At 73.4% G+C, this 24,344-nt stretch carries 19 protein-coding genes; 8 read left to right on the top strand and 11 right to left on the bottom strand.

Going from position 1 to position 24,344, the window contains the following annotated elements:
- The first annotated feature begins 121 nt into the window (after positions 1-121).
- Both ACH4DX_RS29750 and ACH4DX_RS29745 read left to right on the top strand, forming a co-directional pair.
- Complete coding sequence (locus tag ACH4DX_RS29750) at positions 122-1,096, top strand: bile acid:sodium symporter family protein (protein ID WP_398157410.1); 975 nt, start codon at positions 122-124, stop codon at positions 1,094-1,096.
- 142 nt (positions 1,097-1,238) lie between these two features.
- The gene (locus ACH4DX_RS29745; RefSeq protein WP_398157409.1) at positions 1,239-6,305 is read left to right on the top strand and encodes a caspase family protein; all 5,067 of its coding nucleotides are present in this window, start codon (positions 1,239-1,241) and stop codon (positions 6,303-6,305) included.
- Here the strand turns inward: ACH4DX_RS29745 and ACH4DX_RS29740 are convergent.
- The 6 genes from ACH4DX_RS29740 to ACH4DX_RS29715 all read right to left on the bottom strand — a co-directional run bounded on the left by ACH4DX_RS29740 (position 6,302) and on the right by ACH4DX_RS29715 (position 13,855).
- Positions 6,302-6,847, bottom strand: coding sequence for an arginine repressor (locus tag ACH4DX_RS29740; RefSeq protein ID WP_398121736.1), 546 nt, complete (start codon positions 6,845-6,847; stop codon positions 6,302-6,304). The genes ACH4DX_RS29745 and ACH4DX_RS29740 overlap by 4 nt on opposite strands.
- Before the next feature lie 19 nt (positions 6,848-6,866).
- The gene (locus ACH4DX_RS29735) at positions 6,867-8,081 is read right to left on the bottom strand and encodes an acetylornithine transaminase (protein ID WP_398157408.1); all 1,215 of its coding nucleotides are present in this window, start codon (positions 8,079-8,081) and stop codon (positions 6,867-6,869) included.
- Positions 8,078-8,995, bottom strand: a complete 918-nt coding sequence (gene argB / locus ACH4DX_RS29730) for an acetylglutamate kinase (RefSeq protein ID WP_398121734.1) — start codon at positions 8,993-8,995, stop codon at positions 8,078-8,080. The genes ACH4DX_RS29735 and argB overlap by 4 nt, the downstream gene beginning before the upstream one ends.
- A gap of 45 nt (positions 8,996-9,040) precedes the next feature.
- Positions 9,041-10,192, bottom strand: coding sequence for a bifunctional glutamate N-acetyltransferase/amino-acid acetyltransferase ArgJ (argJ, locus tag ACH4DX_RS29725; RefSeq protein ID WP_398121733.1), 1,152 nt, complete (start codon positions 10,190-10,192; stop codon positions 9,041-9,043).
- 58 nt (positions 10,193-10,250) lie between these two features.
- Positions 10,251-11,279 (bottom strand): N-acetyl-gamma-glutamyl-phosphate reductase, encoded by a 1,029-nt coding sequence (gene argC / locus ACH4DX_RS29720; RefSeq protein WP_398157407.1) that lies wholly within the window; start codon positions 11,277-11,279, stop codon positions 10,251-10,253.
- A 356-nt stretch (positions 11,280-11,635) separates the two neighbouring features.
- On the bottom strand, positions 11,636-13,855 hold the full coding sequence (locus ACH4DX_RS29715) for an NADP-dependent isocitrate dehydrogenase (RefSeq protein ID WP_398157406.1): 2,220 nt from the start codon (positions 13,853-13,855) through the stop codon (positions 11,636-11,638).
- A 231-nt stretch (positions 13,856-14,086) separates the two neighbouring features.
- On the opposite strand from ACH4DX_RS29715, the gene ACH4DX_RS29710 reads away from it, so the two are divergent.
- A complete protein-coding gene (locus ACH4DX_RS29710) occupies positions 14,087-15,076 on the top strand; it encodes an aldo/keto reductase (RefSeq protein WP_398157405.1) in 990 nt (329 codons plus the stop codon).
- A 117-nt stretch (positions 15,077-15,193) separates the two neighbouring features.
- The gene (locus tag ACH4DX_RS29705) at positions 15,194-15,748 is read left to right on the top strand and encodes a DUF6314 family protein (protein WP_398157509.1); all 555 of its coding nucleotides are present in this window, start codon (positions 15,194-15,196) and stop codon (positions 15,746-15,748) included.
- 28 nt (positions 15,749-15,776) lie between these two features.
- Here ACH4DX_RS29705 and ACH4DX_RS29700 read toward each other — a convergent pair whose 3' ends face one another.
- Together ACH4DX_RS29700 and ACH4DX_RS29695 are read right to left on the bottom strand one after the other, a co-directional pair.
- Positions 15,777-16,238, bottom strand: coding sequence for a GNAT family N-acetyltransferase (locus ACH4DX_RS29700; RefSeq protein ID WP_398157404.1), 462 nt, complete (start codon positions 16,236-16,238; stop codon positions 15,777-15,779).
- 68 nt (positions 16,239-16,306) lie between these two features.
- Entirely contained in the window at positions 16,307-17,752 is a 1,446-nt protein-coding gene (locus ACH4DX_RS29695) for a PLP-dependent aminotransferase family protein (protein WP_398157403.1), read from the bottom strand.
- Between ACH4DX_RS29695 and ACH4DX_RS29690 the strand changes: the two genes are divergently transcribed.
- Both ACH4DX_RS29690 and ACH4DX_RS29685 read left to right on the top strand, forming a co-directional pair.
- Positions 17,751-18,689, top strand: a complete 939-nt coding sequence (locus ACH4DX_RS29690) for a DMT family transporter (RefSeq protein WP_398157402.1) — start codon at positions 17,751-17,753, stop codon at positions 18,687-18,689. The genes ACH4DX_RS29695 and ACH4DX_RS29690 overlap by 2 nt on opposite strands.
- Positions 18,690-18,823: 134 nt before the next feature.
- Positions 18,824-19,018 (top strand): DUF1918 domain-containing protein, encoded by a 195-nt coding sequence (locus ACH4DX_RS29685; protein WP_398121725.1) that lies wholly within the window; start codon positions 18,824-18,826, stop codon positions 19,016-19,018.
- A 52-nt stretch (positions 19,019-19,070) separates the two neighbouring features.
- Here ACH4DX_RS29685 and ACH4DX_RS29680 read toward each other — a convergent pair whose 3' ends face one another.
- Entirely contained in the window at positions 19,071-20,294 is a 1,224-nt protein-coding gene (locus tag ACH4DX_RS29680; protein WP_398157401.1) for a glycoside hydrolase family 10 protein, read from the bottom strand.
- A gap of 184 nt (positions 20,295-20,478) precedes the next feature.
- Here ACH4DX_RS29680 and ACH4DX_RS29675 point away from each other — a divergent pair, with 184 nt between their 5' ends.
- Positions 20,479-21,336 (top strand): 3-hydroxybutyryl-CoA dehydrogenase, encoded by an 858-nt coding sequence (locus ACH4DX_RS29675; protein WP_398157400.1) that lies wholly within the window; start codon positions 20,479-20,481, stop codon positions 21,334-21,336.
- A gap of 247 nt (positions 21,337-21,583) precedes the next feature.
- The gene (locus ACH4DX_RS29670) at positions 21,584-21,841 is read left to right on the top strand and encodes a hypothetical protein (RefSeq protein WP_030560343.1); all 258 of its coding nucleotides are present in this window, start codon (positions 21,584-21,586) and stop codon (positions 21,839-21,841) included.
- Positions 21,842-21,862: 21 nt separating this feature from the next.
- On the opposite strand, the gene ACH4DX_RS29665 is transcribed toward ACH4DX_RS29670, so the two are convergent.
- Together ACH4DX_RS29665 and ACH4DX_RS29660 are read right to left on the bottom strand one after the other, a co-directional pair.
- Complete coding sequence (locus tag ACH4DX_RS29665; protein ID WP_398121722.1) at positions 21,863-22,405, bottom strand: NUDIX hydrolase; 543 nt, start codon at positions 22,403-22,405, stop codon at positions 21,863-21,865.
- A 153-nt stretch (positions 22,406-22,558) separates the two neighbouring features.
- Positions 22,559-23,908 (bottom strand): transcriptional regulator, encoded by a 1,350-nt coding sequence (locus tag ACH4DX_RS29660; protein WP_398121721.1) that lies wholly within the window; start codon positions 23,906-23,908, stop codon positions 22,559-22,561.
- Positions 23,909-24,344: the final 436 nt, after the last annotated feature.

The raw sequence follows: 24,344 nt of genomic DNA, 5'->3' as shown, positions 1-24,344 counted from the left end.
CAAGGTGAGCGGCACCGCCCAGGTCCCGTGCGGCGGGCGACGCCCGCCCCGGCGACACATGTAGCGACCACATATCGAGACGGGGTTGCACCGCCGGGGCGCCGCCGCGTTGCATCGCCGGGTGCAGACCGATCACCCCACGCCCGGCGCCCCCGCCCCGGGGTCTCCCGACCGTGCCGCGCGCCGCGCCGTCACCGTCTTCCCGCTGCTCGTCCTCGCCGCGGGCGGACTCGGGCTCGCCGCGCCGGGCGCCTTCGGGGGCTGGAAGGAGAGCGTGCCGTACCTGCTGGGCGTGGTCATGTTCTGCATGGGCCTCACGATGACGCCGCGGGACTTCGAGGGGGTCGCGCGGCGGCCCTGGGCCGTGGCGCTCGGCCTGGTGGCGCACTACGTCATCATGCCGGGCCTCGGCTGGCTCATCGCCCACGCGCTCGACCTGTCGCCGCAGTTGGCGGCGGGGGTGATCCTGGTCGGCTGCGCGCCGAGCGGCACCGCCTCGAACGTCGTCACCTATCTGGCGCGCGGTGACGTCGCCCTCTCCGTGTCCGTCGCCACCGCCTCCACGGCCCTCGCACCGCTCGTGACCCCGCCCCTGACCCTGCTCCTGGCGGGTGAGTACCTGCCGGTGGACGCCGGTTCGATGGTGGCGGACATCCTCAAGACGGTGCTGCTGCCCGTCGTCGCCGGGCTCGTGGTGCGGCTGTGCTTCGGGGCGTACGCCGACCGGGTGCTCGGTGCGCTGCCCTGGCTGTCGGCGGGGACCGTCGCCGTGATCGTGGCGGTGGTGGTGGCGGGCAGCGCGGAGGCCATCAAGTCGGCGGCGGGTCCGGTGTTCGTCGCGGTCGTCCTGCACAACGGCCTCGGGCTCGCGCTCGGCTACGGCGCGGGCAGAGCGGCCCGGCTCGGCGCGCCCGCGTCCCGTGCCATGGCCTTCGAGGTCGGCATGCAGAACTCCGGGCTCGCCGCGTCCCTCGCGACCGCCCACTTCAGCCCGCTCGCCGCGCTGCCCGCCGCCGTGTTCTCCGTGTGGCACAACGTGTCCGGAGCCGTGGTCGCCGCGTGGATGTCCCACCGGGCACGGCGGGCGGCGGCCTGAGGGGCCGGGCGCGAGGCCGCGGTCGGAGCCCCTGGAAGGCGTCCTCGAAGGGGGTCCGCGCATGGCTCGACCACGCCGGTGGACCCGCCGGTCGGCCCCTCCCGGAAGTGGGACGATGAGGCCTCGCACACGGGGGGACGGCATGGCATCACGTACAGCACTGCTCATCGGTGTCGGCGCGACGCCGGACGCCGCCCACCGGTTCGCCTCCCTCGAAGCACCGGTCGCCGCCGACCTGCGGGCCCTCGGGGCCTCGCTCAGGGCCGCGGGGTACGAGGTGCGCACGGTGCCGGGGGCCTCGCGTGCCGAGATCATCACGACCGTGGACGAGGTGTCGCGGGGTGTCCCCGAGGACGGCACCCTGCTGCTCCACTTCACCGGGCACGGCATCCGTGTGGGCGGCACCGACCACTTGGTCCCGGCCGACGCGCGCGCCCCGCACGGCGCGGACGGCGACGCCGAGTGGACCCAGCCGTACCTGGACACCCTGCTCCCCGCCGACATCAGTCCGTACCTCGCCCACTGCCGGGCGGGCACCGTGCTGTGGCTGATCGACGCCTGCCGGGGCGACCCCGCCGACGGGGTGTTCGGCAGCAGTGTCCTGAAGGGGCCGCCCTCGGGGCGGTTCGCACTGCTCACGGCGTGCGCGGCCGGGCAGCGGGCGGGGTACTCGGCGGGCGGCAGCTTCTTCACCCTCGGGCTCGCGGAGGCCTTCCGGCCGTTGACGCAGGCGCGGACGGTGCAGGAGGTCTTCGAGACGGCGCGGCAGCACACGCTGCGCGCCGCCCGTCTGCACGGTGCCGCGGACCAGGAGCCCCAGGTCCGGTACGGCACGGACCGCGAGGCGCAGGCGCGCGCCGCGGTCATCTGTGAGGGCCGTCGGCTCCTGGAGGCCTGGCGCGAAGCCGTCGCCGGCACCGCGCTGTGGGAGCGTGTCGCGCCGGGCGACGCCGCGGGCGTGCCCCGGCTGCGGGAGTGCCTCGGGGAGTTGGCCGACACATGTGCGCAGGTCGTCCACCTGGCGCAGGAGCGGATGCCCGACCCCTGGGCCGACGACGACTTCCTCGTCCGTGTCGTACGGGACCAGTTGCCCAGCCTCGTCCCCAGGACGCCGACGCTGTCCGCACTCGAAGCCGCCGCGCTCGTCGCCGCGCCGCTGCTGCACGAGGCCGCCTGGGCGCGGCGGCTCAGCCACGCCGGCGACATCTCGCCGTACACCACCAGGCACCTCAAGGACGCAGACGCGTGGCGGCGCCACTACGAGCAGGTCGCCGAGCACCACCCGCACATCAAGAAGAAGCTCAGGGACTGCTGGCTGGACGACCGACCCGACGAGGCGCGCGGAGTCGCCCTGTGGCTCGTGCACCGCTGGATCGCCGAGCGGTTCGTGACGGACGAGCAGCCGGTGCCCGAGGCCGAGTCGCTGTCGCTGGCGGAGGCACTGTGCCCCGGCCCGCGCGCCCGCGAGCTGTCCGCCGCGCTCGCCGCCCTGACCGCGGGAATCACGCTCGGCCCTCCGTCCCAGGACCGCGCACCGCGCCCCGCCCTCGTCCTCCCGCTGCCCGGCGGCGCCCGGCAGTCCCTGCGCGCCGACGAGTTGGCGGGCATCCTGCACCTTGCCCGCGTACTCGCCCTGGACGTCCGGGCCCTCCCCGACGTCCTCGCCGAGCATCTGGCCGTCCGCGACGCCCTGCTCCCCCAGGACGCCGTCAACGCGGTGCGCGCCGCGGACTGGCACGCCGCCGACGGCGACCTGCACCTGGACGCGACCTGCACGCACCCCGCGCTGCACGCCGCGTTCACTGACGTCGTCGATCAGGCCGACGAACTGGCCGAAGCCCTGCGGGACACCGCCCGCACGCTGCCCGCACCCCGGGCGGCGCTGCTCGCGGGCCTGCCCGCCCGCGTGACCGACCGCGGCCTGCGCCCGGCCGAGGACCGCGGCCGCAGGGCGTACGACGTGCCGCTGCTGCGCTTCCAGCTCGCCCAGACCGAGGTCCGCGACCTGCTCATGGGCGAGCGCATCTACGGCGGCGAGCCGGACCTGGCGCTGCGCGAGCTGTACCAGAACGCGATGGACGCCTGCCGCCACCGCGCGATGCGCCACCGCTACCTGCGGAGCAGGGGCGCGCACCCGGCGCCCTGGTCGGGCCGGATCGTCCTCACCGAGGGCGAGGACGAGCGGGGCCGCTACATCGAGTGCCGGGACAACGGCGTCGGCATGGGGCTCGACCGGCTCAAGAACACCTTCACCAAGGCGGGCCGCCGCTTCGAGCAGTCCCGCGCCTTCCGCCAGGAGCAGGCCACCTGGCACCGCCACGACCCGGCGTTGCGCCTCTACCCCAACAGCCGCTTCGGCATCGGGGTGTTCAGCTACTTCATGCTGGCCGAGGAGATGACGGTGCTGACCCGGCCCGTCGGCACGGACGGGATCCCGGCCCGGCGGGCCCTGCGCGTGGACATCCCCGGCAGCGCGAATCTGTTCCGTATCCAGGAGTACGACGACTCCTTCGCGGCGGAGGGCGACGGGCTCCTTGAGGGCGGTACCCGGGTGCGGTTGTACCTGCGGGACTCCGCCGCCGTGTCGGCCGTCTCGCCGGTCGCCACCCTGGAGCGCCTCGTGCTGGTGAGCGAGTTCGCGCTGCGGGCGCGGGACGCCTCGGGGCGGCGGCGGGACTGGGAGCCGGGTGTGCTGCGCCACGCACCGGCGGACGACGAGGCCGCCGGGTATGCCGAGGCGGTGCCCGGGGTGCTGTGGTGGGTGGAGAACCAGGGCGCGATCCTGTGCGACGGCATCGCGACCGACAAGAAGCCCTTCGGGTACGTCCTGAACCTGACCGGACCGCGGGCGGGCACGCTCAGCCTCGACCGCAAGACGCTCCAGTCGTACGACACGGCTTGGGAAGCCGAGCAGTGGGCGCGGGGCGCGGCGGCGCTCGCCGACTGGCCAGGCCTGGGCATGGCGTGGCTGTGGCGCCTGGAGCAGCACAACCTGGCCGCCGCGCGCACGGTGTGGCAGCGGTGGCGCGGACGGGGTGTGCGGGTGCGCGACCAGGACACGTGGGGCGGCGCGGCCCTCGACCTGGACTCCACGGGCTGGTTCTACTGGGACGGCCGCATCGACCGCAGGCGCGGCCACGGCAGCGCGGAGTGGGACTGGCCCGAGGCGGTGACGCCGTGGCGGGCCGCCGTGCTCGGCGGCGGGCGGCCCGCGCGGCAGGCACCACCGGTCTCGGCCGCGGGCCACCCGGTGCCCGAACCCGGCTGGGCCCGCGTCGCCCAGTGGGACCGGCCGGACTGGGACACACGGCTCAACCCCGAGCGGAAGCCGTTGGACTGGCGGGTCGCCGTGGCCCTGGCGGAGGGCGCGGGCATGACGGTCCGTGAGGTGCTGCGGGCCGCGCGCGGCCTGCGGATCGTCCATCCGCTCCTGAAGCCGCCCCCGGTGCTGCGCCGTGCCACCGCCGCCGCGGACGGGGACGGGGAGGGCCTGGACTGGAGGCCCGACCGGTACGACGCGCAGATCGTCGAGGGGCTCCTCGCGCGGGGCGTGCGCAACGCCTGGCAGCGGGCGCGCGAGCAGAAGAACGAGAACGACTACGAGCACGCCCCGGACGACCTCGGCGGCCTCGTCCGGGCCTCCCTGGCGACCCGGCAGCCGCTCGGGCGCCTCGCCGAGCGGTGCGCCAGGTTCGCGCCGTTCCTGTCCGCCCCGCCGCCGGTGGCGCCCGCCCACCACAGGGACCACGTGTGCGACGAGACGGACCTCGCGCTGCTGTACCGGGAGGGCCCCCGGGGGTGGCGTCCCGTCCGGTGGCCGTGGGAGGTCATCGGCGTCGCGGACACCTTGCGACTCTCGCCGCTGGAGGTGCGCGAACGGCTCGACCGGTTCGCGTGGCTCGGCTGGAGGGCCCCGGACGAGGACGCCGTACGGCGGTGGGCCGGTGTGCCGTGGGAGATCTCCATGGGGTTGCAGACCTACTGCGTGCCGGGCGGGGACGGCCGCCTCACCCTGCCGTGGGCGGCCACGTTCGCGCTCGCGGCGGGCTGGGAGGTGTCGCTGCGCAAGGCGGAGAAGGCGCTCGCGCGCTGGGCGGAGCACCTCGGTCTCCGCCACACCCGGCAGCACCGGGAGAAGTCGGCGGCGGGCCGGGTGGTGCCGGTTCCGGAGACGGCGAGCGTGCTGGAAGCCGCCCACACGGCGGGGCTCGCCCTGGAGGACGGGCTCTCGGCACGCGACCTCGCGTTCGTCCGGCCGCAGGGGGTGTCGTGGGACGACCTCGCCCTGGTCGTGGAGCAGCTCCGCGAAGCGGGCGCGGACGTGCCCGCCACGGCCGGCCTGCTCCGGGCGTGGGAGGACCTGCCGATGCCGAGCCGCTACGCGTTCTCGGGCAGCGACCCGTCGTTCGATGTCGCCGACTACCCGGTCCTGCCCACGGCCGACGTGCTCTTCTCGTCGAGCATCGACCTGCGGACGCCGCTGGCGACGATGTGGAGGACGGCGCGCCGCGAGGCGAAGCGCGTGCGCCTTCACGTGCCGGAGCTCCCGCCCGCCCTCGCGGGGTTCCGCCCCGGGTACGAGGAGCGCCGGGCCCTGCTCGACTGGAGCGACAACGACGATCCCGACAACTGGTTCGAGCCCCCGCGCTGGGCCACGCTCACGGCCGAACGCCTGGTCGGGTACGCCCGCAGCCACCACATCGGCGCCCGCACCGCGTACGAACGCCTCTCGCCCCTGCGGGAGCTGGGCGCGCGGATCCCCGAGTTGGACCCGGCCGACGTCGAGAGCCTGCCCGGAGGCGTCCCCGACGCCCGGGACGCCGTCGCCCTCGGCGCAGCCCACCGCGTCTCCGCGCCCGGCAGCCCACTGAACCCCCTCGACCTGCTGAGCCTCGCCGGGCGCCTCGGCGAACCCGTCGCCGCCACCTGGCGGCGCATCGTCCCGTACCTCCCCCTGGAGGCGTCGCCCCCGGCCCTCGACCCGGCCGCCGTACCGGAGGAGCTGCCCCGCTGGCAGGACCTGATCGTCCTGGCGGTGCACGCCGACGGCGCGCTCCCGGCGCTGAGCGGAAGCGTCACGCGGGAGCAGCTCCGGTTCGCCGCCGACGCCGTGGACGAGAGCGAGGAGTGGGTCGTGGACCGCATCGGGCGCTACGCGGAGCTGTTCGGCCTGGAGCTGCCCGCCGACGGGGCGGGGGCGGGGGCCTAGTGCTCGTTGGAGGCGAGGCGCAGCAGGTGGTCGGCGAGCGCCTGGCCGCCGCTCGGGTCCCTGCTGATCAGCATCACCGTGTCGTCGCCGGCGATCGTGCCGAGGATGTCGTGCAGTTCGGCCTGGTCGATGGCGGAGGCGAGGAACTGCGCGGCGCCCGGCGGGGTGCGCAGGACGACGAGGTTGGCCGAGGCCTCCGCGGAGATGAGGAGCTCCACGGAGAGGCGGCGCATCCGCTGCTCCTTGGCCGACTCGCCGAGCGGGGCGCGCGGGGTGCGGAAGCCGCCCTCGCTCGGCACGGCGTAGATCAGGTCGCCCTCGGTGTTGCGGATCTTGACGGCGTTGAGCTCGTCGAGGTCGCGGGAGAGCGTCGCCTGGGTGACGGTCAGACCGTCGTCGGCGAGCAGCTTCGCCAGCTGGCTCTGGGAGCGCACCGGCTGCCGGTTGAGGATGTCCACGATCCGGCGGTGGCGTGCGGTGCGGGTCTGGGGCACCGCGGGTCCCGCGTGCTCGGCCGGCCCGTTGTCCTGCGCGTGGCTCATCGTCGTCCCATTCCCCGGATCATCCTTCCCCGTCGGCCGCGTCGGCCTTGTCGGCCCCGGCAGCCTGGTCGAGGACGCCGGGCAGGGCCCGGAGGAAGGCGTCCACCTCGGTGTCGCGCACGTTCAGCGGCGGCATGAGCCGTACGACATCGGGGGCGGGCGCGTTGACCAGGAAGCCGGCGTCCTGAGCCGCCTGCTGCACCCGCGGTGCCAGCGGCTCGGTGAGCACGATACCCAGCAGGAGCCCCTCGCCCCTGACATGGTCGACCAACGCGTGCCCGGACGACTCGATGGCACCGCGCAGCTTCTCGCCGGCGCGCTTGGTGTTCTCGAGCAGCCCTTCGGCCACGATCGTGTCGATGACGGCGAGTCCGGCGGCGCAGGCCACCGGGTTGCCGCCGAAGGTGGTGCCGTGCTGGCCGGGGGTGAGGAGCTCGGCCGCCGCGCCGAAGGCCACGGTCGCGCCGAGGGGCAGGCCACCGCCGAGGCCCTTCGCGAGCGTGACGACGTCGGGGTGCACGCCTTCCTGCGCGAGGTGCGCGAACCAGTGGCCGGTGCGGCCGACCCCGGTCTGCACCTCGTCCAGGACGAGGAGGGTGCCGGTGGCGCGGGTGATCTCGCGGACCGCCCTCAGATAGCCGGCGGGCGGCACGACGACGCCGTTCTCGCCCTGGATCGGCTCGACGATCACGAAGGCGGTGTCCTCGGTGACCGTGGCGCGCAGGGCCTCCACATCGCCGTACGGGACGTGCGTGACGTCGCCGGGCAGTGGCAGGAACGGCTCCTGCTTGCCGGGCTGTCCCGTGAGGGCGAGCGCGCCCATGGTGCGGCCGTGGAAACCGCCCTCGGTGGCGACCATGCGGGTGCGGCCGGTACGGCGGCCGATCTTGAAGGCGCCCTCGTTGGCCTCCGCGCCCGAATTGCAGAAGTACACGCGGCCGTCACGGCCGAAGAGGTCCAGGACGCGCTCGGCGAGGGCGACGGGCGGTTCGGCGACGAACAGGTTGGAGACGTGGCCGAGCGCGCCGATCTGCCGGGTCACGGCCTCCACCACCGCCGGGTGGCCGTGGCCGAGGGCGTTCACCGCGATACCGCCGACGAAGTCGGTGTACTTCGTGCCGTCCGCGTCCCACAGGGTGCTGCCCGCGCCGCGCACCAGCGGGATGCGGGGCGTGCCGTAGTTGTCCATCAGCGCGCCCTGCCAGCGCCGGGTCAGGTCCTGGTTGGTCGTCATGCCGGTTCCCCCTGGTTCGGCTCGTCCGGCACGACCATCGTGCCGATTCCCTCGTCGGTGAAGATCTCGAGCAGGATCGAGTGCTGGACGCGCCCGTCGATGACGCGCGCGGTGTTGACCCCGTTGCGCACGGCGTGCAGACAGCCCCGCATCTTGGGCACCATGCCGCTGGAGAGGTCGGGGATGAGTTTCTCCAGCTCGGTCGCCGTGAGCCGGCTGATGACGTCGTCGTTGTCGGGCCAGTCCTCGTACAGGCCCTCGACGTCGGTGAGCACCATCAGCGTCTCGGCACCAAGCGCCGCAGCGAGAGCCGCAGCCGCCGTATCAGCATTGACATTGTAGACATGCCCCGTGTCACCTTCGTCCTGGGAGCGGGCGATCGAGGAGACCACCGGGATGCGGCCGTCCGCGAGCAGCGCCTCGATGGCGCCGGTGTCGATCTCGGTGACCTCGCCCACCTGGCCGATGTCGACCGGTTCGCCGCCGATCAGCGGCCGGTGCCGGGTCGCGGTGATGGTGTGCGCGTCCTCGCCCGTGAGGCCGACGGCGAGCGGCCCGTACTCGTTGAGCAGGCCCACGAGTTCGCGCTGCACCTGCCCGGCGAGGACCATGCGCACGACGTCCATGGCTTCGGGCGTCGTCACGCGGAGCCCCGCCTTGAACTCGCTGACCAGGCCCTGCTTGTCGAGCTGGGCGCTGATCTGCGGGCCGCCGCCGTGCACCACGACGGGCTTGAGGCCCGCGTGGTGCAGGAACACGACGTCCTGGGCGAAGGCGGCCTTCAGCTCGTGGTCCACCATCGCGTTGCCGCCGAATTTGATGACGACGGTCTTGCCGCGGTGACGGGTCAGCCAGGGCAGCGCCTCGATCAGGATCTGTGCCTTGGGCAGTGCGGTGTGCTTGCGGGTGCTCATGGGCTTTCCAGGTGGGGAAGGACGTACCGCTGCCTGCGGGACGGCTTACGACGAGTACGCGCTGTTCTCGTGTACGTAGTCGGCGGTGAGGTCGTTCGCCCAGATCACGGCCGACGCGGAACCGGCGGCGAGGTCGGCGGTGATCCGCACCTCGCGGTAGCGCATGTCGACCAGGTCGCGGTCCTCGCCGACACAGCCGTTCTTGCAGACCCAGACGTCGTTGATGGCGACGTTCAGCTGGTCGGGCTCGAAGACGGCGCTCGTGGTGCCGATGGCGGAGAGCACCCGGCCCCAGTTGGGGTCCTCGCCGTGGATGGCGCACTTGAGGAGGTTGTTGCGGGCGATGGAGCGGCCCACCTCGACGGCGTCGTCCTCGCTCGCGGCGCCGACGACCTCGATGCGGATGTCCTTGCTCGCGCCCTCCGCGTCGCCGATGAGCTGGCGGGCGAGGTCGTCGCAGACCGTGCGGACGGCCTCGGCGAACTCCGCGTACGCGGGACTCACCCCGGCCGCGCCGGAGGCGAGCAGGAGCACCGTGTCGTTGGTGGACATGCAGCCGTCGGAGTCGACCCGGTCGAAGGTGAGGCGGGTGGCCTCGCGCAGCGCCCGGTCCAGGTCGGCGGCGGGGACGTCGGCGTCGGTGGTGAGGACGACCAGCATCGTGGCGAGGCCGGGGGCGAGCATGCCCGCGCCCTTGGCCATGCCGCCGACGGTCCAGCCCGCGCCCTCGGCCACCGCCGTCTTGTGCACGCTGTCGGTGGTCTTGATGGCGATGGCGGCCTTCTCGCCGCCGTGCGCGGACAGGGCACCGGCCGCGGTGTCGACGCCGGGCAGCAGCTTGTCCATGGGGAGCGTGACGCCGATGAGCCCGGTCGAGGCGACGGCCACCTCGCCCGCGCCGACGCCGAGGGCCCCGGCGACGCGCTCGGCGGTGGCGTGGGTGTCCTGGAAGCCCCGCGGGCCCGTGCAGGCGTTGGCGCCACCGGAGTTCAGGACGACGGCCGCGACCTGTCCGCCCTTGAGCACCTGCTCCGACCACAGGACCGGCGCGGCCTTCACGCGGTTGGACGTGAAGACTCCCGCGGCGGCCGTGCGGGGCCCGTCGTTGACCACGAGGGCCAGGTCGGGGTTGCCGTTCTGCTTGATCCCTGCGGCGATGCCCGCCGCCCGGAACCCCTTGGCTGCCGTGACACTCACTGCGTCTCCTTGTTCGTCGCGGGCGTCGGGTGCGGCACCGGGTGCGTGCGCACGGCGCTCACGGCGCGACACCGATCGTGGAAAGCCCCAGCTCCTCCGGGAGCCCCAGGGCTGTGTTCATGCTCTGCACCGCGCCGCCCGCGGTGCCCTTGGTCAGGTTGTCGATGGCGCTGATCACGATGACGCGGCCGGACGCCGGGTCGTGGGCGGCCTGGACGTGCACGGCGTTGGAGCCGTACACGGAAGCCGTCGCCGGCCACTGGCCCTCCGGCAGGAGCCGCACGAACGGCTCGTCGGCGAAGGCCTTCTCGTACGCCGTACGCACGCTTTCCGCGGTCGCGTCGGGCCTGGCCCTGGCGCTGCACGTGGCGAGGATGCCGCGCGGCATCGGCGCGAGGGTCGGCGTGAAGGAGACCGTGACCCGCGTGCCGGCGACGGCGCTCAGGTTCTGGATCATCTCGGGGGTGTGCCGGTGCCCCCCGCCCACGCCGTACGGCGACATGGAGCCCATGACCTCGGAGCCGAGCAGGTGCGGCTTGGCGGCCTTGCCCGCGCCCGAGGTCCCGGACGCCGCGACGACCACCGCCTCGTCCTCGACGAGCCCGGCGGCGTACGCGGGGAAGAGGGCGAGCGAGACGGCCGTCGGATAGCAGCCGGGGACCGCGATGCGCTTGGTGCCCGCGAGGGCGGCGCGGGCGCCGGGCAGCTCCGGCAGGCCGTAGGGCCAGGTGCCCGCGTGCGCGCTGCCGTAGAACTTCTCCCAGTCCGCCGCGTCCCGCAGCCGGAAGTCGGCGCCCATGTCGACGACGAGCACGTCGGGGCCGAGCTGTTCGGCGACGGCCGCGGACTGGCCGTGCGGCAGGGCGAGGAAGACGACGTCGTGCCCCGCAAGGCTCTCGGCGGTGGTCGGCGCGAGGACGCGGTCGGCGAGCGGGGCCAGATGCGGCTGGAGGGCGCCAAGGCGCTCGCCCGCGTTCGAGTGGGCGGTGAGGGTGCCGATCTCCACCTCGGGATGCACGGCCAGGAGCCTGAGCAGCTCGCCGCCCGCGTACCCGCTCGCTCCTGCTACCGCTGCGCGTACCGTCATGGATTCCTCCTGCGTGAATGGCATGAATATACATTGCGCCGCACGTTTATGCAATGGAGGTCGGAGTCGCCCCGTACCGCAGCCGCTGGTGAGGCGTCGCGGGAGCCGGCGGGACCGGGCTCGCTCCCCTCCCCCGAGGTGATCGACGCTGCGCCCATCATGGCACCGGGGCCGCGCGGACCGGCAGCGGCGGCTGACAGTTCAGTAGCCTGAACGATCGACGCGCGGAGGCTTCCCTCCCACAGGGCCTCCCCGCCCACAGGGCCCTCCCGCCCGCGAGCACGACCGCCCCGGTCGGCGGCTGCCGACCGGGGCGGAGGGGTGTGCGGGCGCCGGGGCGCCGGTCACGGGGTGGGTCAGGCGAGCGAGGCGATCGCCTGGTTGAACGTGGCCGACGGGCGCATGACCGCCGCGGCCTTGGCCGGGTCCGGCTGGTAGTAGCCGCCGATGTCGGCGGGCTTGCCCTGAGCGGCGATCAGCTCGTCGACGATCGTCTGCTCCTGCTCGGTCAGCGTCTTGGCGAGCGGGGCGAACGCCTCGGCGAGCTTGGCGTCCTCGGTCTCCCTGGCCAGCTCCTGGGCCCAGTACAGGGACAGGTAGAAGTGGCTGCCGCGGTTGTCGATGCCGCCCAGCTTGCGGCTCGGCGACTTGTCCTCCTCCAGGAAGGTCGCCGTCGCGCGGTCCAGGGTGTCCGCGAGGACCTGGGCGCGGGCGTTGCCGGTGGTCTGCGCGAGGTGCTCGAAGGACACCGCGAGCGCGAGGAACTCGCCGAGGCTGTCCCAGCGCAGGTAGTCCTCCTTGACCAGCTGCTGCACGTGCTTGGGCGCGGAGCCGCCGGCGCCGGTCTCGAACAGGCCGCCGCCGTTCATCAGCGGGACCACCGAGAGCATCTTGGCGCTGGTGCCGAGCTCGAGGATCGGGAACAGGTCGGTCAGGTAGTCACGCAGGACGTTGCCGGTGACGGAGATGGTGTTCAGGCCCTCGCGGATGCGCTCCACGGACAGCTTGGTGGCCTCCACCGGGGACAGGACCCTGATGTCGAGGCCCTCGGTGTCGAACTCCGGCAGGTACGCCTCCACCTTGGCGATCAGGTTGGCGTCGTGGGCGCGGGTGGCGTCCAGCCAGAAGACGGCCGGGTCGCCGGTGGCGCGGGCGCGGCTGACGGCCAGCTTCACCCAGTCCTTGATCGGGGCGTCCTTGGTCTGGCAGGCGCGGAAGATGTCGCCCTCGGAGACCGCCTGCTCGATCAGGACGCCGCCGTCGGCGTCGACGAGGCGGACCGTGCCGGTGGTGGGGATCTCGAAGGTCTTGTCGTGCGAGCCGTACTCCTCGGCCTTCTGCGCCATCAGACCGACGTTCGGGACCGAGCCCATGGTGGACGGGTCGTAGGCGCCGTTGGCCCGGCAGTCGTCGATGACGACCTGGTAGACGCCCGCGTAGGACGAGTCGGGGATGACCGCGAGGGTGTCGGCCTCGCCGCCGTCCTTGTCCCACATGTGGCCGGAGGTGCGGATCATGGCCGGCATGGAGGCGTCGACGATGACGTCGGACGGCACGTGCAGGTTGGTGATGCCGCGGTCGGAGTCGACCATCGCCAGGTCCGGGCCCTCGCCCAGCTCGGCCTCGAAGGACGCCTTGATCTCGGCGCCGTTCGGGAGCGACTCCAGGCCCTTGTAGATGCCGCCGAGGCCGTCGTTGGGGGAGAGACCGGCCGCGGCGAGGTCGCCGCCGAAGGCCGCGAACGTCTTCGGGAAGAAGGCGCGTACGACATGGCCGAAGACGATCGGGTCGGAGACCTTCATCATCGTCGCCTTGAGGTGCACCGAGAACAGCACGCCCTCGGCCTTGGCCTTGGCGACCTGCGCGGTCAGGAACTCGCGCAGGGCCGCGACGCGCATCACGGAGGCGTCGACGACCTCACCGGCGAGGACCGGGACGGACTCGCGCAGGACGGTGGTGGAGCCGTTGTCGGCGACCAGCTCGATCGCGAACGCGCCGTCCTTCTCGATCACGACGGACTTCTCCGTCGAGCGGAAGTCGTTCTCGCCCATGGTGGCGACGTTCGTCCGGGAATCACCCGTCCAGGCGCCCATGCGGTGCGGGTGCGCCTTGGCGTAGTTCTTCACCGAGGCGGGGGCGCGGCGGTCGGAGTTGCCCTCGCGCAGGACCGGGTTGACGGCGGAGCCCTTGACCTTGTCGTAGCGGGCGCGGATGTCGCGCTCCTCGTCGGTCTTCGGGTCGTCCGGGTAGTCCGGCAGCGCGTAGCCCTGCTCCTGCAACTCGGCGACGGCGGCCTTGAGCTGCGGGATGGACGCCGAGATGTTCGGCAGCTTGATGATGTTCGCCTGCGGCGTCTTGGCGAGTTCGCCCAGCTCGGCGAGCGCGTCGTCGATGCGACGGTCCGCCTCCAGGCGCTCCGGGAAGCTCGCGATGATCCGGCCCGCCAGGGAGATGTCACGGGTCTCGACGCTCACACCGGCCGTCGAGGCGTACGCCTGGATCACGGGCAGGAACGAATGCGTCGCGAGGGCGGGGGCCTCGTCAGTGTGCGTGTAGATGATGGTCGAGTCAGTCACCGGGTGCTCCGCTCCACGTCTGCAACATTGCTCGACATCAAGATATCTCGTGCCGACGGCGGTCAGGACAGGGCCCTGGCGGACATCGCCCGTCCGGTCGGCGGGACGCGCCGCGGCCGCCCGGCGGCGCGAACCGGTCCGGCTCGCTCCCTTGTGGTGGAGCGCACTCCACCTCCTAGGGTCACGGACTGTCACGGACGACAGCACCGCACACCATCTGGAGGCAGGACCATGAACGGCACACCCACGCGCAGGCTCGGCGCCCTGACGGTCTCCGCCCAGGGGCTCGGCTGCATGGGGATGAGCGACGCCTACGGCTCGTCGGACGACGACCGTTCGATCGCCACCATCCACCGCGCGCTCGACCTCGGCGTCACCCTCCTGGACACCTCCGACTACTACGGCGGCGGGCACAACGAGGAGCTGCTCGGCCGGGCCCTCGCGGGGCACCGCCGCGCGCAGGCCGTCCTCGCCACGAAGTTCGGCTTCGCCAACCGGCTCGGCGAGCCGGTGCGGATCCGCGGCGACGCCGCCCATGTGCGCGAGGCGTGCGACGCCTCGCTGCGCCGGCTCGGCGTCGACCACATCGACCTGTACTACCTGCACCGCGTCGACCCGCGGGTGCCGATCGAGGAGACGGTCGGCGCGATGGCCGACCTGGTCGCCGCCGGGAAGGTGCGTCACATCGGCCTGTCGGAGGCGAGCGCCCGCACGATCCGGCGGGCCCACGCCGTGCACCCCGTCGCGGCGCTCCAGAGCGAGTGGTCGCTGTGGACGCGGGACCTGGAGGACGAGATCGCGCCGGTCTGCCGGGAGCTCGGCATCGGCATCGTGCCGTTCTCGCCGCTCGGCCGCGGCTTCCTGACCGGCCGCCTCACCTCCGTGGACAGCCTGGAGGCGGGCGACATGCGGCGCGGCCAGCCGCGGTTCGCCGACGGCAACCTGGAGCGCAACCTCGCCATCGTCGAGGCCCTCGACGGCCTGGCCGCGCGGCGGGGCGTCACGGCGGGCCAGCTCGCCCTCGCCTGGGTGCAGCACCGCGGCGACGACGTGGTGCCGATCCCGGGCACGCGCCGGCAGGCCTACCTGGAGGAGAACCTGGCGGCCGCCACGCTCGAACTGTCCCCCGCCGAGCTCGCCGCGATCGACGCGGTGGCGCCCCCGGGCGGTGTCGCGGGCACCCGTTACGACGAGCAGAGTCTGGCGGTGGTCGACAAGTAGGACGGGCCCGGCGCCGAGTAGCCTGCGGGCATGTCCCTTCCCGTGCCCTCTTCCGACGAGCGCGCCCGCGCCGCGACCGGGCCGGCGGGGCCCGAGCCTGCCGGACCCGTGCACGCGGTGCCGGACCTGCTGGCGTTCCTGCTCGGGGACTGGCGGGTGGAGCGGACGGTACGGGACTTCGCGGGTGCGGTGGCGGGGGGCGGCACGGCGGTGGGGGGCGCCGCGGCGGCAGGGGGCACCGCGGCGGCCAGGGACGGCACGACGGCGCGGGACGACGTGGCGGCGGGCCCTGCCGAGGGGCGCTTCAGCGGGACGACACGCTTCACCCCGCTCGACGGCTCGGGCCCGAGCCCGGCCGCGGCCCCCGCGGGCCTGCTGCACCACGAGTCCGGCACGTTCACCTGGCACGGCGTCGCCCGGCCCGCCGAGCGCACCCTCAGGTTCCTGCCGGGCGCGGTGCCGGGCACCGTCGCCGTGCACTTCGCCGACGGGCGCTTCTTCCACGACCTGGACCTGCGCTCGGGCCGGCACACCGCCGACCACCCGTGCGCGCGGGACCTGTACCGCGGCGCGTTCGCGGTGTACGACGCGGACCGCTGGCACACCCGGTGGCGGGTGACGGGCCCCGCCAAGGACCTGCTCCTGACGACGGACTACACGCGCCTGCCGTGACCGTGCCCGCGCTCGGGCCGGCGCCGGGTCACTGCTCCCCGAGCAGCATCCAGTGCTCGGGGTGGTCGAGGCCGACGAAGCCCACCTTCTCGTACACCCCGTGCGCGTCCTCCGTGGCGAGCAGCACCCTGCGCAGCCCGTACGGGGCGAGATGGTCCCGCACCCCGGCGGCGAGCGCGGTGCCGAGCCCCTTGCCGCGCACCGAACGGTCGATGTACACGTCGCAGAGGAAGGCGAACGTGGCGTGGTCGGTCACCGCGCGGGCGTAGCCGACCTGGGCGCCCGAAGCCTCCTCGTACACACCGAAGTTGAGCGAACCGGCCACGGACGCGTCCTGCTTGCCGCGCGTCCTGCCGATGGCCCAGTAGGCGTCCTGCGACAGCCACTGGTGGATGCGGCACAGGTCGAGGCGGGTGGGGTCGGTGGACAGCTCGTACCCGGCGGGGAAGGGGAACGCGCTCGTGTCAGGGGCTCCGTGCTCGTTGGTCATGACGGGAGACTCGCAGGACGGCCGCCCGGCGTCGAGTGTCCTGACGCCGTTCCCGCACGCCCCCCGCGTCACCCGAGCACCTCGTCGCACGCCGCGCGCAGCCTGCGGACGCCCTCGGTGATCTCCGCGGGCCCCGCCAGCGCCGCGAAGCTGATCCGGAGGTGGCCCGCGGGCGGTTCCGCCGCGAAGTAGGGGCGGCCCGGGGCCACCGCCACCCCGGCGCGCGACGCGGCCGCGGCCAGGGCGCTCTCGTCGGTGCCGTCGGGCAGCCGCAGCCACAGGTGGTAGCCGCCGACGGGGACGTGCGGCAGGACGAGCTCGGGCAGGCCAAGCCGCAGCGCCGCCGCCATCGCGTCCCTGCGGTCCCGCAACTCGACGGCCACCGTGCGCAGATGGCGCGGCCAGGCCGGGGAGCCGACGAGTTCGAGCGCGGCCTCCTGGAGCGGTCGCGGTACGAAGAAGTGGTCGACGACCTGGATGGCGCGCAGCCGCTCGAGGACGGGGCCGCGCGCGGCGAGGGCGCTCACGCGGAAGTTCGGCGATGTCGCCTTGGTCAGCGAGCAGACGTGCACGACGACACCGTCCCTGTCGTCGGCGGCGAGCGGCCGGGGCAGCGGCCCCGCGTCCTCGTGGACCAGGCGGCGCACGAAGTCGTCCTCGACCACGAACGCGCCCGCCTCGTCGGCGATCCGCAGGACCTCGGGGCGGCGCTCGGCGGACAGCACGGCGCCGGTGGGGTTCTGGAACAGGGGCTGGCACACGAACACCCGGGCCCCGGTGGCACGGAACGCGGCGGCGAGCAGGTCGGGGCGTACGCCCTCGGTGTCCACGGGCACCGGCACCGGGCGCAGCCCAGCGGCCCGCGCGATCGCGAGGAGGCCCGGGTAGGTGGGCGATTCGAGGAGTACGGGCGCGCCGGGCGGGGCGAGGGCGCGCAGGGTCGTGGTCAGGGCGCTCTGCCCGCCCGCGGTGATCAGGACATCGGCGGCGGTGAAGGCGCCGCCGATGCCGCGCGCGAACCACTCCCGCAGCTCCGGCAGGCCCTCGGCCGGTGGCCGGTCCCAGACGCCGGGGCGGCGGCCCGCGCGGGCGAGCGCCGCGGCCATGGCGCGCTCGGGCTGCAACGACGCGTGCAGATAGCCGCCGCTGAACTCGACGACGCCGGGCGGCGGCGCGGCGAGGGTGGCGAGGACGCCGGTGGCGTCGACGGACCGGGGCACGACCTCCGTGGCGGCGTCCGCGCTCAGGGAGACCTCCTGCCAGGAGGTGTCCCCCACGGCCGCGGCGGCGGCGCCCGCTCCCTGCGGCTGCGTCCGGAAGGCCCCGGCGCCCGGCCGCGTGACGACGAGTCCCTCCGCCGCGAGCTGCGCCAGCGCGCGCGACACGGTCACCGGGCTCACCCGGAACCGCTCGACCAGCGCCCGACTGGACGGCAGCTTCTCACCGGGCGAGTAGCGATCCAGCTCGCTCCGCAGTCTCTGCGCCAAATCGCCTACACTGCTACGCTCATGCATGAGAGCACAGAATAGCGCTACCGCCTCCCGGGGGATAACAGTCCCGGCCGCCGCGCCCACGGGAGCACCGGCCCCCGACCGCCGCCGTGCGGGCACCGTTCAGGCCGCGCTCGGCGTCGTCGCCTTCTCCCTCACGTTCCCGGCCACCGCCTGGGGCCTCGAAGGCATCGGGCCCTGGTCCCTGGTGGGTCTGCGCTGCGTGCTGAGCGCGGTGATCGCCGGTGGCTGTCTGCTCGCGCTGCGCGTTCCCGTGCCCGCGCGGGCCCACTGGGGCGGACTCGCGGTCGTCGCCGCCGGTGTCGTGATCGGGTTCCCGCTGCTCACGGCCCTCGCCCTCCAGACGTCGAGCACCGCGCACGCGGCCGTGGTCGTCGGCCTGCTGCCCCTGACGACCGCCGCGTTCTCGGCGCTGCGCACCGGTGTCCGCCCCTCCCGGACCTTCTGGACCGCGGCGGTCGCGGGCGCGGTGGCGGTACTCGGGTTCACGGTGCAGCAGAGCGGCGGCGCGCTCTCGACCGCCGACCTGTATCTGTTCGGCTCGCTCCTGGTGTGCGCCGCCGGTTACACCGAGGGCGGCCGGCTCGCCCGCGTGCTGCCGGGCTGGCAGGTCATCGGCTGGGCCCTGGTGCTCTGTCTGCCGCTGTCCGTCGCCTGGTCGGCGCTCGCCCTGGCGCACGAGCCCTTCGAGCTGACGGCGCACAGCGCGGCGGGCCTGCTCTACGCGGCGATCGGCTCCCAGTTCCTCGGCCTGCTCGTCTGGTACCGCGGCATGGCCGCCATCGGCATCCCGAAGGCCAGCCAGCTCCAGCTCGCGCAGCCCCTGCTCACCCTGTTCTGGTCGCTGTTCCTGCTCGGCGAGGAGCTGACGCCCGCGGCGCCGCTGACGGCGGTGGCGGTCCTCGTGTGCATCGCCGTCACCCAACGGGCCCGCGGCTGACGGCGGGCTGCGGCGGCCGCCCTCCGGTGCCCGTACGGGGAGTGCGCGGCAGGGGAGGCGCCAACGGCCGACACCGGTCGTACACTGACGGCCACGCACCGCTACCACTGTGATCCAGGAGGAGGGCACTCCCCATGCACGCATCCGTGGGCGACCGGCTGCTGATCCACGGCAGGATCGTCGGCCAGCAGGACCGGACGGCGGAGGTCGTCGAAGTCCTCGGCGCGAACGGCACCCCGCCCTACCGCGTACGGTTCGACGACGGGCACGAGACCCTCATGTCACCGGGCCCGGACACCGTCGTACGGCACTCCGGCACCGGCGAGTGAGCACCGGGGCCCGGGCCGCCCGACCCGGGCCCGGGCCCCGGCGCCGCGGCGCTCAGCCGGAGCTGACGCGGTAGTGGTCGTCGACGACGCGCTGCATCGCGCCGATCCGGTCGGCGACGACGTGCTTCGCCGAGTAGAAGACGTGGCCGCGCACGCGCGGGTAGTCCTTGGCGAAGGTGAGGTGCCGGGACAGCTCCGCGGGGTCCTGCCACGGCGCGGGCTGCGCCGGGTCCCCGGCCTTGTAGAGGGCCTCCCCCACGTAGAGCCGCACGCCCGTGCCCCGCGCCACCTCGTCCCACCAGGGCACCAGCTTGGCGTAGTCGGCCACGGTGAGGCCGATATGCCAGTACAACTGCGGACAGATGTAGTCGATCCACCCTTTTCGCACCCAGCCGCGCGTGTCCGCGTACAGATCGTCGTAGGTCTGCACACCCGCCCGGGTGTCCGAACCGGTCGGGTCCGTCGCGGCGTTGCGCCACACGCCGAACGGGCTGATCCCGAACTGCGTGCGACTGCGCGCCTTCCGCACCCGCAGGCCCATCTCCCGCACCATGCGGTCGATGTTGTCGCGGCGCCACGACGCCCGGTCGGGGAAGCCGCCACCGTAGCGGGCGAAGGCGTCGTCGTCGTCGAAGCTCTGGCCCGCGACGGGGTACGGGTAGAAGTAGTCGTCCCAGTGGACCGCGTCCAGGGGGTAGCGGCGCACCGCGTCGAGCATCGAGTCCTGCATGAACCGCCGCACCTCGGGCAGCCCGGGGTTGTAGTAGAGCTTCCCGCCGTACGGCACGACCCAGTCGGGGTGCAGCCGCGCCGGGTGGGACGGGACGAGGCGCCCGGGGTCGGTGTGCATGGCGATGCGGAACGGATTGAACCAGGCGTGCAGCTCCAGGCCTCTTCGGTGCGCCTCGCGCACGGTGGTGCCCAGCGGGTCCCAGCCGGGGTCCTTGCCCTGGGTGCCCGTGAGGTACTCCGACCAGGGCTCGAAACGCGACGGCCAGAAGGCGTCGGCGGTGGGGCGCACCTGGAGGACCACCGCGTTCAGCCGGCGGCGGACCGCCTCGTCCAGATACGCGATCAGCTCCGCTCGCTGCTCGGCGGCGGACAGGCCCGGCTTGGAGGGCCAGTCTATGTTGACGACGGTCGCCACCCACATGCCGCGCAGCTCGCGCCCCCGGTGCCGGGCCGCGGGCGCCGCCACCGCGTCCCCGGTCACCGTGAGCCCGGCGGCGAGCGTGGCCGCCGCCACGGTGAACGCCCGACGTGACATATGCCTCATGAAGTCGCCCCTCGAGTCAGGATTCCTCCGTCAACCGCAGGCCGTGCGGCAACAGCATGCCCGACCCGGCCCGGATCCCACCGCAGGTTGCGGAGTAACGTTCACCGGCGAGGCAGGCACCGGCACCGTGCGGGGGACCCTGCCGGACCTGTTGATCAGCGAAAGGCACGAGGTGACCGACTCCATGGCCGACATTGCGCGCGTGGGAGTAGTGGGCTGCGGCCAGATGGGCGCGGGGATCGCGGAGGTCTGCGCCCGTTCCGGCCTGGACGTGATGGTCGCGGAGACCACCGGTGAGGCCCTGGAGATCGGCCGCACCCGGCTGTGCAACTCCCTGGCCAAGGCGGCCGAGCGCGGCAAGATCTCCGAGGAGGAGCGGGACTCCGCGATGGAGCGCCTCAGCTTCACCACCGACCTCGGCGAGTTCGCCGACCGTGACCTCGTCATCGAGGCGGTCGTGGAGAACGAGCAGGTCAAGACCGAGATCTTCCAGGTGCTCGACCATGTGGTGACGCGCCAGGACGCCATCCTCGCCTCCAACACCTCCTCCATCCCGCTGGTGAAGCTGGCCGTGGCGACGTCCCGCCCGGACCAGGTCATCGGCATCCACTTCTTCAACCCGGCCCCCGTGCAGCAGCTCGTCGAGCTGATCCCCGCCCTGACCACGTCGGAGGGCACGATCAGCCGGGCCCAGGCCCTGGTGGAGAAGGTGCTCGGCAAGCACGCGATCCGCGCCCAGGACCGCTCGGGCTTCGTGGTGAACGCGCTGCTCATCCCGTACCTCCTTTCGGCCATCCGGATGTTCGAGTCGGGCATCGCCTCGCGCGAGGACATCGACAACGGCATGGAGATGGGCTGCGCCCACCCGATGGGCCCGCTGAAACTGTCCGACCTCATCGGCCTGGACACGGTGGCCTCGGTCGCGGACAGCATGTACGACGAGTACAAGGAGCCGCTGTACGCCGCTCCCCCGCTGCTCCAGCGCCTGGTCGACGCGGGCCGCCTCGGCCGCAAGACGGGTTCCGGTTTCTACACGTACTAGGTTCCGCTTACCGGACCGCGACCTCGGGGCGACCGCACGGTGACTACGCTCCGTATCTGAATTCAAGTCAATTTTCGGCCAGTCCACGGGCCCGGCACTCCACGAGTGCCGGGCCCGCGCCATTCACACACCGTGTGCGCGGCGGGCTCGCATATGCCCTTCGCACACGCTGTCGCCCCGGCCACCTGGCGAGTTGACTTTCCGTGCGCACAGGGGGGAAGTGACCGCTACCGAAAGGAGCTGACTCGTGACCACCGACCCCGAGCGTCCCGTGGTCCCGGAAGAACTCGCAGAGTTACGACGCAGCCTGGACGTGGGCCTCGCCCGCGTCGACGGACGGCTCGCGTTACTCACGCAGAGCGACTCCCAGCACACCAAGGACCAGGACGACCTGTCCCTCCGGATCACGGCCCTCGAGCACAACAGGTGGCCCCTGCCGGCCCTCGCCGCCCTTACGTCGATCGGGGCACTCGCGGTGGCGGTCTGGCAGGCCCTCGGGCGCTAGGGCCGAGCCGGGGCAGGAGCGCTAACGCGCGTCCTGGCCAAGACGCAGATGGTGCAGCAAGAGGAGTGCCGCCGCCATGTTGGCGGCCGGGACCTCGCCCCGCCCCACCATGTCGGGGACGAGCTTCAGTGGGACCCACTCGCGTCGGTCCGACTCGAAGTCGTCCTGGGGGTGACCGATGTAGGTCCCCTCGTCCGACCAGTAGATGTGGTGCCGGGCGTCGGTGAGACCGTTCGACGGCTCCACGCTCATCAGGTGCCGCAAGGGTCCCGGCCGCCAGCCGGTCTCCTCCTCCATCTCACGGGCCGCCGCGTCGGCGATGTCCTCGCCGTCCTCGACGACGCCCGCGGCCAGTTCCCAGCCCCAGCTGTCGGTGATGAAGCGGTGCCGCCACAGGAGCAGCACCTCGTTGGCCTCGTTGACGACCGTGGCGATCGCCACCGGACGCAGCCGGATCAGGAAGTGATCGAGGTGTCGCCCGTCGGGTAGCTCGACATCTGCGAGATTGACGGTGAACCATCGGTTTCCATACACAGTTTGTTCACTCTGTTTCGTCCACTGCACGGTTCTGCCACCTTCCGCTGAATAGATGGCAATATCGCAGCAGGAGAGGTGCAGAGCACTCCGCGCACGGCAGAGCGAAGGAGCACGCGTCAGGTGTCGGTCCGCCCCCGGACCGCGGGCGGCGTGGAGTTCGCGGGGGACCGCGCGGAGTCGCTAGAGCGGTACCCGCAGTGCCCCGTCGATGAGTTCGGCGGCCTCGGCCGTGCCCGCGCGGTCGCTGCGCACCAGGTGTTCGCGCACCGCCCGCAGCCGGTCGCGCAGCCGCTGGGACTCCATCCCCCGCGCCTGTTCCGCCATTTCCACCGCCGTCGCCACGGCCTCGTCGGTGTTCCCCTTGCGCAGTTCGATCTGGCTCAGCATGGCGAGCCGGTGCACACGGCCCCGGTCGTGCGCCGGGGTGTCCACGGCCGCCGCGGCGTGCTCGTGCGCGCCGGTGAGGTCTCCGAGGCTGAGCAGCGCCTCCGCCACCTGGACGTTGACCAGACCGGGCTGGACATAGCCCGTCTCGTCCGGCTCGCGCCCCCGCCGGATGCGGTCGGCCGCGGCCTCGGCACGCCGGATGCAGGACAGCGCGCCGCTCCCGTCGCCCAGGTGCGCGTACGACTTCGCCTGCATCGCGTACAGGTCGGACGCGAGCGCCGGGGTGATGTCACGTCCCGCGGCCCGCAGCGCGGCCTCCGCGAAGGCGACCGCCTGGCGGTACTCGCGCATGAAGAGCGACTGGTTGACGAGCAGGGCGATGACATAGGCGCCGAGCCCGCGGTCGCCGCTGGCCTTCGCCAGGCGCAGGGCCTGGTGGAAGTAGCGCTGCGCCAGGCCGTGCGCGTCCGAGTCGTAGGCGCAGATGCCGGCTATCGCCACCAGACCGCCCGTGGCGCGGTGCAACTGGCGCCCCATCGCGTCGGTGTAGCTGCCGCGCAGCAGCGGGGCCGCCTCGGCGTTCAGGAAGCCCACGATGCGGGTGCGCGTGGCCACCCCGCCGGTCTTGCGGTACATCTGCTCGTAGTGCGCCCGGGCCATCCGCATCATGTCCACGTCCGCCATGCTGACCGGGTGCCGACCGCCGCGGGAGACGTCGACGTCCTCCGGCGGGTTCTCCCACTCCCACACCGGCATCACCGCGGGCGTGCCGGTGACGGCGGGGGCGCCGAGCAGATGCGGGCGCTGCTGTTCGTCCGAGCGCCACAGCGCCGTGGCCCGCTCGACGAACCCGGAGAGCGTGGAGGCCATCGAGCTGTGCCGGCCGGCCGTGCTGCCCGGCACTCCGAGGCCGATGTCGTCGAGCGTGACCGTGCGCCTGAGCCGTCCTGCGAGCACCTCGCAGATCAGGTCCGGCACCTGGCCGCGCGGGCGCTGGCCCTTCAACCAGCGTGCCACGGCCGTGTGTTCGTATCGCAGCGAGAGGCCTCTCGCCCTGCCTGCCTGGTTCACATGGGCGGCGAGACCCGCGTGCGAGATGCCCGCCTCGTCGAGGATCGCGTCGAGCAGAGTGTTGGGCTGCATGAATGCCCTCCGTTGGCTCCGTGCGACCCAGCGTAGTCGCACCCCCTTCACACGGGGTGTGAACGGAGTGCCCGCGTCCACTCGGTGCGCGCTCTGCCGCGCCGGGCGCGGTCCCGGTTGACTGAGAGCCCTCACCAAGGAGGCGGCCGGGCCGCCGGCTCCCCCCCTCTGTACAGTGCGGCGGCCCCGTGTGGCGCCGTCCGTCGGCCGTCGTCTGCCCAGTAGTTCCCGCGACGGCCCGGACGGCGCAGGCCGTACCACGCCGGGCGGTGTTCAGCACATGGTGCGGGCGCACCGCCCGGCCTCCGCCCGCGGCGGACGCAGTGCGGGCCGCCCGCGGCGGAGCACGCGACGCAGGCGGCCGTCCTCGGCGGCACGCAAGGCGAGCGGCCGCCCGCGGCGGCACGCGATACGCCGAGGGGCGCATCCGCCTTCG

The sequence above is a fragment of the Streptomyces sp. NPDC017940 genome (assembly GCF_044328435.1).
Taxonomy (GTDB): Bacteria; Actinomycetota; Actinomycetes; order Streptomycetales; family Streptomycetaceae; genus Streptomyces.
The sequence above is the reverse complement of the archived record's forward strand: the minus strand, read 5'-3'. Positions and strand labels throughout refer to the sequence as shown.